We start from the raw sequence: 13,880 nt of genomic DNA on the forward strand, positions 1-13,880 counted from the left end.
AATGGGTAAAGTTATATTAGTTGGAGCAGGGGCAGGAGATACCGGTCTGCTCACGATAAAAGGGAAAAAATATATAGAAGAGGCAGACTGTATCATCTATGACAGACTTGCATCGCCGGAACTGCTTGGAATGGCAAATCATGGCTGTGAGTGCATTTATGTAGGAAAAGAAAATCACAAGCATATCATGAAGCAAGATGCGATCAATGAATTATTATATAAAAAATCCAGAGAATACAGTCTGGTCGTACGGCTAAAAGGTGGTGATCCCTACGTCTTTGGAAGAGGCGGTGAAGAAGCATTATATCTTCGGAAAAAAAAGATTGATGTAGAAGTCGTACCAGGAGTTAGTTCTGTCGTTGCAGCATTGGCAGACGCAGGAATTCCAATTACGCACAGAGGGATTGCAAAAGGGTTTCAGGTCATTACAGCTCACAGCAAAAAAGACGAAGAAGCGCAGATTGATTATACGTTGCTTACTGATGAATCCATGACTTGTGTATTTCTGATGGGACTTGCACATGTAGAACATATTGCAGAAGAACTGATAAGAGCTGGAAGAAGACCGGATACTCCGGCAGCAGTGATATCCAACGGAACACTGGCTACGCAGAAAAAATGTATCGGAACATTGGAGAGTATCGGATATAAAGTAAAATGTGCAAAACTGGAATCTCCGGCAATCATCGTTGTGGGGAATGTTGTTTCATTGAATGACCAATTGGGTTTTTTTGAAAAACGTCCATTATTCGGGAGAAAAATAACCGTACCATATATTGAAGCTATGGGAGAACGAACACATTTCAATAAGCTGATTACAGATTTGCAACAGCTCGGAGCAGATGTTGATACAATCATGGTTGGAAAGATTCTACCAATCCCAATTTCAGATTTTGAAAAAGAAATTAGCAGCTCCGACTGGATTCTCTTTACAAGCAGAAATGGTGTCAGGGCTTTTTTCTATAATATGAAATTCAATGACACAGATATCCGATGCCTTGCAAAAATTCGTTTTGGAGTTGTAGGAAAAGCAACAGAGCAGGAGTTAAAGAACTATCAGATAAAAGCAGATTTAGTTCCAGATGAGCAGACAGGAGCCGGACTTGCCAAAGCTTTAAAAAAACAGATCAGTGACCAGACGAAAGTCTGTATATTTTCTGCAAAAGAGGCCTCCGAAGACTTGGAGAGAGAACTTCAGAAATTTTGCTATGTCATAAAAACAGATGCATATGAAAATGTAAATGTATCAGAGCAAGATTATATATTAAAGCCTGTAGATACAGTTATTTCAGAAGCTGTATTTACAAGTGCGTCCAATGTGGAGCGTTTTTTTCAGATGCTGCCAGAGGAGATAATGGTAGAACGAGCTTATTCTATTGGCAAAAAGACGACAGAAGCACTTAAGAAAAAGAATGTAATGAATATTTGCGAGTCGGAAGAAAGTACTTATGAGTCAGTTGTTTCTTTGATAACAAAAAATAAGTCGGTTGTTTCTTTCATACAATTGGGGTATAATGGTAGCCAAAATAAATAGAGATGAAGGAGACAGATGAATGGAACTTGTAAAATCAATCATCATTCTTGTGATAGGATTTACACTTTTGATGAAAGGAGCAGATTATTTCGTAGAAGGAAGTTCATCAGTGGCAAAACGACTCTACATTCCTTCCATGATTATCGGTATGACAATTGTAGCAATGGGAACGAGCCTTCCGGAATGTGCGGTCAGTGTAACAGCATCACTTGCCGGGAATAATACACTTGCGGTCAGCAATGTTGTCGGATCGAACATTTTTAATCTTATGGTCGTATGTGGAGCATGTGCTTTATTTGCCCCACTTACAATAAAAAAAGATACGCTTGTAAAAGAATTTCCATTATCGATTATCTGTTCAGTTTTGCTGATCGCACTAGGATATGTGGGAATGAAGTTGGGACACATCGATGGAATTGCCTTTTTAATTCTTTTCGCAGGTTACCTTGTCTGGATGATCAATTCCGTAAAGAAAGCAAGATCAGTGCACAAAGAGGACGAGCTGATGAAAGAATCCGGAGAGTATGTAGAAGATGAAATCAGAATTATTCCAATGTGGAAAAGCATACTCTTTATTGTTGGAGGGATGATCGCAATTAAATTTGGAGGTGATTTTGTTGTTGACAGTGCATCAGATATTGCATTGTCATTCGGACTTAGCCAGACACTGATCGGACTTACAATCGTTGCACTTGGAACAAGTCTTCCAGAGCTTGTGACCTCCATTGTTGCAGCGAGAAAGAACGAAGTTGATATGGCGCTTGGAAATGTAATAGGTTCTAACATTTTTAACATTTTACTTGTGCTTGGAATTGCAGCAGCAATCAGTCCGGTAGGATTTCTGATGGACAATATTGTGGACACTCTTATACTGATCATGATGAGTAGTGCAGTTCTTGTATTTGCGTGGACTTCAAAAGTCATTAACCGAAAAGAAGGCATTGCTATGTTATGCATGTATGCAGTATATATGGTATATATATGTATGCGATAAAACTTGCAGGTAAAGTTGCAAAGAGAAGAATCAAGCAGAATTAAAAGGTTAACAGAATAAATGAATGGCAGATGTCTCAGATGTGTGAATGTCTGGGACATTTTCTCTATAAACTAGAAAGCATACAGAAAGTACAGAAAGAATAATATTTTTTACAGATAGGGCTGTGATTGAAAAATCGTGTTGTAGAGCAGGCAGAATTTATGATCGTAAAGAGGAGTGAAAATGTATGAATATTTATCATGTACATGATTTTAAAGAAGATGAGTACAGTTGGAATGAAGTGGGGAGAAGAAAGGCGAAAAAGAACAGCTATATCCGATGGCTGATTATGATAGTGAGCTTCGTAATTCTTTTTATAGCAGCATATCTGGAGTTTCGTTATGATTTGCTGGAAATAAATGGATTTTTGTGCTGGTTACTGGCAATTTTGGTTTTTTCCTGGGGTTTTACCATATGCTATGCGTCTTATGTCAGAAAGCACGCATGTAAAATGTCTCTGGAAGAACGACATGACTTTAACCTGTATCTGTACCATCACAAATACTGGAAAAATCCGATTCTGGCAAATCAGGCGCTTCTGAATAATGCAATTATTCTTGTCAAGATGAAGCAGTATGAACAAGCAGCACAGGCATTAGATGTAATGCATATCGAAAAATGTAAAGCGAAAGAAATGAAACTAATTTATTTCTTAAGAATCATTATAGCTTCTTTTAAAGACGATGAAGAGGAAATAGAAAAAGCAAAGATACGGTATACAGGCATCAAAGATGATGCAGGAAATTACCCGGCTTCCGAATTGGTGGAAAACTGGATTCAGATGAATGATCTGGAGCAGATGACAGCGTGTCTGGAACAAATGAAACCTGTCAAAAAAGAATACCCAGGTCTTGCTTTCGTAGTTACGATCTTCCTGGCATACACATTTTGGTTCTTAGGAACTGCATATGGAATTAACCGGGGGGCAGGATATGAAATCCGATATGTATTTTCTGCAATTTCGCTTATAGTTGTAAATATGGGACTGTTTGTAATGTTAATTTTGGGAATTATCTGGCTGCACAGACACCTGAATATTACATCGCCTGTATGGATCCAAAAAGTTGTGAAATTTATCATATGTGCAGTAATTGCAATTGCAGGGCTGATATTGCTATTTATTAATTTTCTGGATGTATTTCTGGGACTGGATGATAAGGAAACCGTCACGAGAAAAGAAAATGGATACACCTATCTGGAAGTCAGCTGGAGTAATATGGGTTATAATGTTTATACAGCAGAGTATGTAACGAATAATCCATTCATTATGAAAAAAATATATGTACCGACAAAAGATGATACATTTACAAATGAACAGCCAGACGCTTCCAATCCGGACAATACAGAAAATAATGACCAGACAGACAACGATGCAGACAGCGCGGATTCTGATACAGGAAATAGTGATTCACAGGATAATGCAGAACCATATGAAAGTGATGAATGGTTAAGAATGAGAAATGGAATGCAGGCAGTCTATAATTATCTGATTGAGACAAATGCATTAGAAAATCCGGAATTCACTTACAGCAGTAATGCAAAAGGAGAGACGTATGTTATTGTCAGTACAGGACAGGAGACGAAGGATGGAAATCAGGTAAGTGTCGAATACGGTCTGTATTACAATAGAGAAAAGACAGATGACAACGGAACATACTGTGACGAGTATGTTTTGGAGAAAAAGTATCCGGGTGGAACATACGATACACAGTTAGTTGATTTTTATCTGGTAAATCCTGATACACTGGAAGTGACAGATGAACACAAGACGACTTGGTAAGTGTGAGAGGATAAAAGATAATAGAAAAGAAGGAGATTAGAATGATGAGTAGTATTTTCCTTATTTGCGATGGGATATCCGGCAGAGGAAAGATCACAGCAGGATAGATTTGATCCGGAGCGAATACATTTTATGACACCAGAGAAAGTCTAAGAGAATGGTATGACGGGTATCATACAGCAGCAGGAGAACGGTTATATAATCCACGTTCAGTTGTGTGTGCATTGACAGATAATCAATTGTTGAATTACTGGGGGAGTTCCGGAAAGTATGATTCCATTTTTACTTACATTCAGTATAATGTGGATCAGATTCAGAATGATCTTACGCTGATGTTTGCCGGAGAAAGGATACCGTCCGGTATACAGGAGTATGCAGCCACAGCACAGGAATTAAAGACGAAAGAAGAGATTTATTCAGCAATGGTTGTATATGAACTTTTAACATATGATAATGGAATGGTTTTTATTCCGAATAAAGAACTCATGGAAGTCTTGAAGTGGGAATTAGTTATGATAAAGAAACAAAAGAACACTCCTGTAAAGTAGAAGAGTTATAGAGTGAATAAAATGATGAGGGTCTGGCGAAAGCCATATCCTTTATTAAAAATCATCAGAGAATAGGATTTAAGGTGAATAGAATGATTTTTACAAGCGCTTCAGCATCAGGATATGATGAAAATATTACTCTTATAGGGATTACTGCAGAAAAGGGAGAAGTCATAAGAGTTGGGGATACTATTACGATTCCAATGAACGACCACACTTTTGAACAACGTGAGATTATTGACATGTATAGAGATTGGAAGAAGTGGAAAAAGGGCAAGGACTTATTTTCTGAAATAAAAGAAGGGGAATGGGCAGAATGTGTCATTCAGAATATTCCTGCCGGACGTATTCATACAATCAATTCCCCTTACGATGAAGAAATATTGGAACATTTAGAAGATTGGGTTTGTTCGTAAGGATATTTATTTCCCAATATGTTCATTTGTGTGGATATAATAGTTGCAAAATGGGAGATAAAGGATTCGTAGATTGACAAAGCAGTCTGTTTTCCCTATGCTGAGACTATAAAAACGCTTTGCACACCTTAAAATAGCGGAGCGGGAACAGCAGGAGGAAGTGACAAGACGTGGAGGCGAAACAGTTCGGGCAGTTCATTGCCGGGATAAGAAAAGAGAAAAAAATGACGCAGGCGGAGCTTGCAGAAAAGATTCATGTGACGGATAAAGCAATCAGCCGGTGGGAGCGTGGACTTGGATTTCCGGATATCCAGACATTAGAACCACTGGCACAGGTACTTGGAATTTCGGTACTGGAATTGATGCGTTCTGAAAAAAAGAAACCGACAGGTGATATGGATACGACAGAAACTCAGTATACCCAGAAGGAGGTGGCTGAGATGCTTCAAAATGCAGATGACATTTCAAAGCAACTGAAAAAGCAGGATAAGAACGCTAATATCATTGCCGGAATTCTGGTGATTGGCGTGGGTACATTAGCATGGGCAACAAAAATTGCCAGTCTTGGAGGCGGTCTTGTGCTCGGCGGACTCTCAGCAGCCGTGTTTGTTTCTCTGTGGTATTTTTTTCAGAATATTGATGATGAAGAAAGCCGGAGAATTTATGGTGTGGCATCGATTTTGTCTATTGGAATATTGGTATCACTGGTTAATTATATTTGGGGTGACCGTATTGCAGAATGGATTCCGGGTGGAATAGAACGAACAGAACAGATTTTCTGGACATTGTGGTATCTGTTCATGATTGCGATGATGATGGTTGGAACAATCCGGTGTGTCCGTCGGCAAAGACAGAAAAAAGAAAAGAAGTATAAAACGGTTCTTTTTACAGGAATTATGGCAGCTATTATGTTTGCTGCACTCTGGCAGTATCAGAATACCATGCAGGGACAGCGCCGGAATATGGGAATCTGGAGCGGGGCACAGCAATATGCTGAGACATTACTGAAAAAGGATAAAAATCTTGAAAACGACTGGCTGATCGGTGATGAATCATGGCGGGACGGGAAAAATACGTATCAGGTCCGTCTTACCTACTATGCCGATGCTGATGCCGAAAAAGAAGGTAGAGAGAGTGAATATCAGTACACCATTCATTTTGATGAAATAGAAGGGTATCTAATCAAATCTGAAGGTGTGCCGGAGAAAGAATAGAAAAAGTAGCTTTTATTTGGGAGAAATGATAATATAATAACAAAGGAGTTTAAATACATATATGAAGGAGAGATAAATGATGTACCAGGCAGACGAAAAACGATATGAAACTATGCAGTATAATCGATGTGGGAAAAGTGGGTTATTATTACCAAAAGTTTCGTTGGGACTTTGGCATAACTTTGGATCAAATGGTGATTATGATAATATGAAAGCAATGTGCTTTACAGCATTTGATCACGGGATCACACACTTTGACCTTGCCAATAACTATGGTCCGGAGCCGGGAAGTGCAGAGATTAATTTTGGGAGAATCCTAAAAGAGGATCTCGGAGTTTATCGTGATGAAATGTTGATAAGTACAAAAGCTGGTTTTGATATGTGGGATGGTCCTTATGGAAACTGGGGAAGTAAAAAATATCTAACAGCAAGTCTGGATCAGAGTCTGAAAAGAATGGGACTGGAGTATGTCGATATCTTCTATCATCACCGTATGGATCCGGAAACTCCATTAGAGGAAACAATGGAAACACTGGCGCAGATTGTCCGAAGCGGAAAAGCACTGTATGTTGGGATTTCTAATTATGATGGAGTACATATGGAGAAGGCAGCTACAATTCTGAAAGAGCTGCATTGTCCATTTATAATTAATCAGAACCGCTATTCTATTTTCGACCGCACAATCGAAAAAAATGGATTGAAGGAAGCGGCAGTAGAGTCTGGAAAAGGAATCATTGCATTCAGTCCACTGGCACAGGGAACATTAACAAACCGCTATCTGAACGGAATTCCGTCAGACAGCCGTATTGCAACAGATGGACGATTCCTTAAGGCAAGTCAGTTGACAGAAGAAAAAATCACAAGTATCCGTGGTTTAAATGAAATTGCCAAAGGAAGAGGTGAAAGCCTGGCGCAGATGGCATTGAACTGGGTATTAAAAGATGGCATAGTGACAAGTGTTCTGGTGGGAGCATCAAAACCAGAGCAGATTCTCGATAATCTGAAGGTTCTTGAAAGTGCACCTTTTACAGATGAAGAGCTGAAAAAAATTGATGCATTGAGTCTTGTGCACGCAAAATAATTAGCAAGTCAGGTGTGGACAGAAACGATAATTCATAAGTGAAGAAAGTGATAGACAAAGCTTCGGTTTTGTCTATTTTTTCTGGGAAGAAATGGGGGTAAGATAAAAATAAATAAGTAAACAGCGTTCATACAATAAATAGTATAGAATGAAATGTGGAGTGATGATTATGAATCAGAGAGATAAGTGGAAAAAATTTATTCCGGTTATGGCAATTCTAGCAATAGCGGTGATACTTGTTTTGATCGTGAAAATATCAGGGGAACCATTATCCGTTGATACAATTGTAAAATATACACCGAAAAATGTGGTGCTTGCGGTGATAATGCTACTTCTGTTATTTGGATTAAAGAGCTTGACGATAGTTCTGCCGCTTTCTATTTTATATCTTGCCAGTGGAATATTGTTTTCGCCGGTGGCAGCTGTGTTCATTAGTACAGTTGGTCTGTCTGTCTCCATTACAATTCCGTATTGTCTTGGAAAATGTAGTGGAAAACAGATTACAGAAGAAATATTTCAGAAATATCCGAAGGCAAAGAAGTTATCAGAATATCAAAAACAAAATACATTTTTTACTTGCTTTATAACGAGAATCGTTGGGTTCCTGCCAGGAGATATTGTCAGCTTGTATTTTGGTGCATGTGATGTGAATTATCTGATTTATCTTGTGGCAGGAATCAGTGGTTCATTACTTAGCATTGTGACGACGACCTTATTAGGAGAAAAGCTAAATAATCCGTTTTCAATAGAATTTGTTTTAGTAGCTTTTTGTAGACTTCTAGTATCTATAGGCTCCATAATGTTAAAAATATTATTTACAAAGAAACAAAAAAATATCTAAACAAAATTACCAAAGGTGCATAATATGTTGCATAGTCAGACTGACAATGGTGATTCCAATCCAGCAGGAAGCACCGAGAAGAAGTGGCTTTCCGCCAGATTTTATTAATTTTATAACATTACTGTTCAGACCAATGGCAGCCATAGCCATAATGATGAAGAATTTGGACAGTTCTTTCAGCGGTGCGAATACATCAGCACTAATTCCCATACTCATACATGCAGTAGTGATAATTGCTGCAATGATGAAGTATAAAATAAACATCGGAAATGCTCTTTTTATGCTAAAATTCCCTGTTTTTTCACCATTTACAGATGCGGATTTTGCGTGGATCAGAGACAATACAAGTGTAATTGGAATGATTGCAAGTGTACGAGTCAGCTTAACGGTAACAGCATTATTCAATGTTTCATTTCCAAGATTCCACATGCTGTCCCAGGTGGATGCAGCTGCGGTTACAGAAGAAGTGTCGTTAATTGCTGTTCCGGCGAACAGTCCGAAGGAAGAACCGCTCGTTGTGTCAAAGCCGAGGACATGCCCAAGTACAGGGAATAGTACAGCAGCAATGACGTTGAAGAAAAAGATTACAGAAATTGCCTGGGCAACTTCCGTATCGTCGGCGTCAATAACCGGAGCAGTAGCTGCGATAGCAGAACCTCCACAGATGGAAGAACCAACACCAACCAGAATCGCAGTGTTGGACGGAACATTGATAATCCTGCGAAGCAGCCATGCGATGATTAGGGAAGTACTGATTGTACAGATAATAATTGGTAGTGATTGTTTCCCGGTCTGCAGGATTACACCGAGGTTCATTCCGAATCCTAATAGTACGACAGCAGTCTGGAGAATAATTTTGGAAGTCCATTTAATGCCAGATTCTGCTTTCCCTTTATCTGTCCAAATCAATGTGATGAGCATTCCGGCGAGAATTGCAATGACCGGACCGCCGATGACCGGAAAAGCTTTTCCAAGAAGCCAGGCAGGCACAGCAATTATAAAACAAACCAAAATACCAGATAAGTTCTTTTTGATAAAATCCATAATTTTTTACCTCTCGTTTAAATTTAATAATTTTTATTTTTCTAATTGATTATAACACTGGAAAACAATAATAAAAAATTATATAATATTATTGAAATATAAGAAATCATTATTGATAAAATAGCAAACCAGAAGGGAAAAATACTATGTTAGATTTTAGGACGAATACCTTTCTCACAGTGTGTGAAACCATGAATTTTACAGAGGCAGCAAAGAGATTAAATATTACACAACCGGCTGTTTCGCAACATATTCGTTTCCTTGAAAACGAATATAATACCCAGCTATTCTTGTATCACAATAAACAATTGTACATTACCCAGACCGGAAAGATACTTAAAAAGCGTCTGATGACTATGAGAAATGATCAGCTCTCGATTTTAGAAGAAATGAAAAGTGTCAGTGGAGATATCGAATTATTATCTATCGGAGTTACAATGACGATTGGAGAATATGCAGTTGTTGACAGGATTGCGGATTTTATGAATCATCATCCAGATATGAATTTACATATTCATTTTGGGAATACGTCACAGTTGCTTTTGTTATTAGATGAAGGGAAGATTAATCTTGCTTTAGTGGAAGGAAATTATCCGAAAGATAGTTACGGACACATGAATTATAGTACAGAAGATTACATTGGGGTCTGCGAGGTTTCCCATACATTTCTGAAAAAGAATCCAAAGACTATGAATGATCTGAAAAACGAACGTTTGATTGTACGGGAGAGTGGCTCGGGGACAAGGAATATACTGGAAGAGTTGCTTTTGGCACGAGGAATGGAAATTTCTGACTTTGAGCGTTATATAGAAGTGGAAAATATGCACACGATTATAGGTCTGTTAAAACGGGATTGTGGAATTTCATTTATGTATAAGATTGCAGTCGCGGATGAATTAGAGTCGGGAGTGTTGAAAGAAATAAAGCTTTCGGATTTTAAGATGCAGCATGATTTTGATTTTATCTGGGAAAAAGACAGTATTTATACGGATAAATATGTAGAAATATGTAAGGAGCTATCCATTTTTAAATAGAACTTCAATACACAAATAAGGTAAATCTAAATAAACGTTAAGTCATGCTAAATAAATGAGCAACAGTATTTGCCATAATATTCATCTACCATTATAATAATGATGTTGGGGCGGATCCCAAGGTCTTTCATCCACTTATGAGCAAGCTCATGTGGATTTAGACTTTTTGACCCTGGCATCATAATAATATTATTAATGACTGAAAAGCTGATTGTAAAAGTAGTAAGGAGCTTGTTAAGAAGAGAATGATAGACAGAGAAGATATGCTGGCGCTTACAAGGCGCATGACAGTTAAGCGAACATCAATGACAAGGATAGCCGGGGGATACATGAATTCAGACGGTTGCATTGACGGGACATTTAATATTGCATTTTTGAAATTAAGTCCGTCGGATCGAGAGAAAAACTTGCAGATTGCAAAGAAAGTTCCGTTTGCAGAAACGAATCAAAACTTGCAAGAATACAAATTTTTGCAGGAAAATATGCAAAATGACAGCTTGTGGAAGCTTTTGATGGGAATGCGGGCATGCGGACTGAAAAATGACGCATTAATGGAGACATTTTATGAGATTGTAGGAGCAAATTATAAATCAAAAGGTGATTATGCTGTTTACGTGTTTCACGACCGTTATGATATTCCGATGAAGGGAACGGATCATGAGCGTCAGGGAGAATCCGAGAAAATGTATGAATATCTAATCTGCGTGATTTGCCCGGTGAGTGGTGATTATGAACCGGGAGAACCCGAGTGTGGATTTTTGTTTCCGGCATTTATGGATGAAAGCGCGGCATTAAATTATATAGATATATATCAGGCTGACATGAACCATCCTCATATAGAATTGTTGGAAATGCTTGGAATATGATGAACAAAAGAAAAAAGCTATAATTAAGAAAGACAAGAATGTGGGGGGATAGCCTCACATAGAAGAAAGAGAGGAAAATGTATGAACGAATTATACGAAGCAATTGAGAAAAAAATTAAGGATGCAGGATATCCAAGAAATATTTCCGGAGCAGATGTGTATGATGATATCTGTGATCAGATTGACGGAAAGGATAATGGAGAGTATATTCTGTTGTCTAAATTTGAAGATGACGTAGTTTTTGAATATCACATTACAATTCAAGAAGAGGATTTTAATCTTGGAATCCTGAAAATGAAAACACCGGAAGGTGAATTTGTGGCTGATTTTGATGCATAGGCCTTTTAACAAAAATGTAGCAATAATATATAGCAGATGGTTCCTCCTGCAATTGATACCAGCATGCCGAAAACTGCGGATGGAAGAAAATTTCCAACATATTGAATGAACTTAGGAGTTTCCCGGTTTTCACGAAATACAAGAAAAGGCAGGAAACGTGTAGTCATTGTACCAAGTACACAAAGTTCGATAGTGATGATTTGTTGAGCTAATGTCATGTTAGCAAACCTCCTGTGTTTTTTATCGCTACTTCATTTTTTCAGAAGCACATTTGTCGAAATGATGTCGCGAGTAGTTTTTTTGATCCGGGATATCAAGCTTTTTGCGTAATAATGTCAATGAGACGATAATCAAAATCATGGTCGGAATCATAAAAGAGTCCGGTCCGAATACAAGGAGACAGAGAAAAGAAATTCCAAGTCCAAGTAATGAAGATGTATGATTCTTTTCTTTCAGCCACTGATCCATGAAGATAACGACAAACATAGCAGTCATGACAAAGCTGATGCCTTCTGTATTAATGGGGAGTAAAGAACCGATGACGCCACCGAAAGTTACAGAAGCGCCCCAGTAAATATGAAAGAAAAACCAGATGCATTCATATATATTCCGTAAGCCATTCCTAAAAACATAAATCCTGTCATAATTGGAATTGTATGTGGGAAAGGCCGATAAAAATTGAATATTTGCCATAATTTAAAGTTATAACAAACAGATATTTTTAGCTATTATACAAAACATTTGAAATAAATTACAATAAATCTATCGCAACACAAGTTTAAAATTACGATAGGTTTATTAAAATTTGGGAGATAATAATTATGAAAACACCATTTCGATATGATTTTGTAGGAAGTTTTTTAAGACCACAGAGATTAAAAGATGCAAGAAAAGATTTTGAAGAGGGAAAAATTACACAGGCTGATCTGACAAAAGTAGAAGACGAGTGTATCGTTGATTTAGTAAATAAAATCAAGGGACTTGGCTATCATGTTATCACAGATGGAGAGTTCAGAAGATCCACTTGGCATCTTGACTTTATGTGGGGATTTGAAGGTATCGAGCATCAGAAGACAGTAGAGGGAAATACAACATTTGACGCAGAAGCAGCCATGATTGATGATACCTATATGACAGGAAAGATTTCTGTAAAGAATCACCCGTTTGTAGAACATTTTAAATATGTAAAAGCATTGGAAGATGAAAATACAGTTGCAAAACAGACCATCCCTTCACCGGGACAGTTCTATGCTTACTTCACCGGAGCGCAGCTTCTTGCTACGACTTTAAAAATCTATGGCTCAGAAGAAGCATTTGCAGATGATGTTATCAAAGCTTATGGAGAATTCGTTCAGGAGATTTATGCGGCAGGATGCAGAAATCTTCAGTTCGATGATTGTGTATGGGGCGGTATGGTAGATGCAAAAATGGCGACAGCTCTGACCGGAAGAAACGGACAGGCTTTGGAAGATTATAAGAAGCGTCTGCTGAAACTGAATAACCAGGTTGTTGCACAGGCACCGGAAGACCTTGTAATCAATACACATGTGTGCAGAGGGAACTATCATTCTACGTTCTTCAGCTCCGGTGCATATGATTCCGTTGCAGACCTTCTGTTTGGAGAGGAAAATGTAAATGCCTACTATCTGGAGTATGATGACAAGAGATCAGGAGGTTTCGCACCACTTGCAAAAGTATCTGGAGATAAGAAGGTTGTACTTGGACTCATTACGACAAAGATACCACAGTTAGAGGATAAAGGAAAAGTCATTGCCAGAATCCATGAAGCAGAGAAATACGTTCCACTGGATCGCCTGTACTTAAGTCCACAATGTGGATTCGCATCTTGCGAGATCGGTAACAAGCTGACCGAAGAAGAGCAGTGGGAAAAATTAAAACTTGTAAAAGAAATTGCAGAAGAAGTCTGGGGAGATAGATAAAAGTCAGATATAAGGTAAAATAAAATCAGGTAACTTCCGGTTGTAAATCGTACAGTCCGGAAGTTATTTTTATATAATATGAAATTAAAAGCAATTTCCTTAAAAGTAATTATGGTAACAGTTCAGCCTTCCGACTGACCCAACACCCCTACCCCGGCTAAAAAATAGCCGGGGTTCCAACAAAAAGTTTCTTTAAATTTTCTATTA

General features: G+C 38.1%; 14 protein-coding genes and 1 pseudogene. 12 read left to right on the top strand and 3 right to left on the bottom strand.

Annotated elements, in window-relative coordinates:
* Position 1: 1 nt before the first annotated feature.
* The 8 genes and pseudogenes from cobA to G593_RS0114120 all read left to right on the top strand — a co-directional run bounded on the left by cobA (position 2) and on the right by G593_RS0114120 (position 8,450).
* A complete protein-coding gene (gene cobA / locus G593_RS0114080) occupies positions 2-1,534 on the top strand; it encodes a uroporphyrinogen-III C-methyltransferase (protein WP_242827101.1) in 1,533 nt (510 codons plus the stop codon).
* A gap of 19 nt (positions 1,535-1,553) precedes the next feature.
* The gene (locus tag G593_RS0114085; RefSeq protein WP_029732112.1) at positions 1,554-2,528 is read left to right on the top strand and encodes a calcium/sodium antiporter; all 975 of its coding nucleotides are present in this window, start codon (positions 1,554-1,556) and stop codon (positions 2,526-2,528) included.
* Positions 2,529-2,757: 229 nt separating this feature from the next.
* Positions 2,758-4,350 carry a hypothetical protein gene (locus G593_RS0114090; protein ID WP_029732113.1) on the top strand — a complete coding sequence of 531 codons (1,593 nt, stop codon included), beginning with the start codon at positions 2,758-2,760 and terminating at the stop codon, positions 4,348-4,350.
* 137 nt (positions 4,351-4,487) lie between these two features.
* Positions 4,488-4,841: pseudogene (locus G593_RS0114100) on the top strand (AAA family ATPase); the annotation flags it as partial.
* 149 nt (positions 4,842-4,990) lie between these two features.
* A complete protein-coding gene (locus G593_RS0114105) occupies positions 4,991-5,314 on the top strand; it encodes a hypothetical protein (protein ID WP_029732115.1) in 324 nt (107 codons plus the stop codon).
* 170 nt (positions 5,315-5,484) lie between these two features.
* Positions 5,485-6,528, top strand: coding sequence for a helix-turn-helix domain-containing protein (locus tag G593_RS0114110; RefSeq protein ID WP_029732116.1), 1,044 nt, complete (start codon positions 5,485-5,487; stop codon positions 6,526-6,528).
* 79 nt (positions 6,529-6,607) lie between these two features.
* Positions 6,608-7,609 carry an aldo/keto reductase gene (locus tag G593_RS0114115; protein ID WP_029732117.1) on the top strand — a complete coding sequence of 334 codons (1,002 nt, stop codon included), beginning with the start codon at positions 6,608-6,610 and terminating at the stop codon, positions 7,607-7,609.
* Positions 7,610-7,778: 169 nt separating this feature from the next.
* The gene (locus tag G593_RS0114120; protein ID WP_005340793.1) at positions 7,779-8,450 is read left to right on the top strand and encodes a TVP38/TMEM64 family protein; all 672 of its coding nucleotides are present in this window, start codon (positions 7,779-7,781) and stop codon (positions 8,448-8,450) included.
* A gap of 6 nt (positions 8,451-8,456) precedes the next feature.
* Here the strand turns inward: G593_RS0114120 and G593_RS0114125 are convergent, their stop codons facing one another.
* Positions 8,457-9,494, bottom strand: coding sequence for a YeiH family protein (locus G593_RS0114125; protein WP_022278588.1), 1,038 nt, complete (start codon positions 9,492-9,494; stop codon positions 8,457-8,459).
* A gap of 146 nt (positions 9,495-9,640) precedes the next feature.
* Between G593_RS0114125 and G593_RS0114130 the strand changes: the two genes are divergently transcribed.
* The 3 genes from G593_RS0114130 to G593_RS0114140 all read left to right on the top strand — a co-directional run bounded on the left by G593_RS0114130 (position 9,641) and on the right by G593_RS0114140 (position 11,733).
* Complete coding sequence (locus tag G593_RS0114130; RefSeq protein ID WP_022278589.1) at positions 9,641-10,528, top strand: LysR substrate-binding domain-containing protein; 888 nt, start codon at positions 9,641-9,643, stop codon at positions 10,526-10,528.
* 245 nt (positions 10,529-10,773) lie between these two features.
* Complete coding sequence (locus G593_RS0114135; protein WP_029732119.1) at positions 10,774-11,394, top strand: DUF4317 family protein; 621 nt, start codon at positions 10,774-10,776, stop codon at positions 11,392-11,394.
* Between the two features lie 81 nt (positions 11,395-11,475).
* Positions 11,476-11,733, top strand: a complete 258-nt coding sequence (locus G593_RS0114140) for a hypothetical protein (RefSeq protein ID WP_005340787.1) — start codon at positions 11,476-11,478, stop codon at positions 11,731-11,733.
* A gap of 5 nt (positions 11,734-11,738) precedes the next feature.
* On the opposite strand, the gene G593_RS0114145 is transcribed toward G593_RS0114140, so the two are convergent.
* Together G593_RS0114145 and G593_RS21330 are read right to left on the bottom strand one after the other, a co-directional pair.
* Positions 11,739-11,951: an AzlD domain-containing protein gene (locus G593_RS0114145; RefSeq protein ID WP_081646566.1), complete on the bottom strand. Its 213-nt coding sequence runs from the start codon at positions 11,949-11,951 to the stop codon at positions 11,739-11,741.
* 28 nt (positions 11,952-11,979) lie between these two features.
* The gene (locus G593_RS21330; RefSeq protein ID WP_005340785.1) at positions 11,980-12,228 is read right to left on the bottom strand and encodes a hypothetical protein; all 249 of its coding nucleotides are present in this window, start codon (positions 12,226-12,228) and stop codon (positions 11,980-11,982) included.
* A gap of 326 nt (positions 12,229-12,554) precedes the next feature.
* Here G593_RS21330 and G593_RS0114155 point away from each other — a divergent pair, with 326 nt between their 5' ends.
* Positions 12,555-13,673, top strand: coding sequence for a 5-methyltetrahydropteroyltriglutamate--homocysteine S-methyltransferase (locus G593_RS0114155; protein WP_005340783.1), 1,119 nt, complete (start codon positions 12,555-12,557; stop codon positions 13,671-13,673).
* Positions 13,674-13,880: the final 207 nt, after the last annotated feature.

Origin of the sequence: Dorea sp. AGR2135 (genome assembly GCF_000420885.1) — a bacterium.
Taxonomy (GTDB): domain Bacteria; phylum Bacillota; class Clostridia; order Lachnospirales; family Lachnospiraceae; genus Dorea; species Dorea formicigenerans.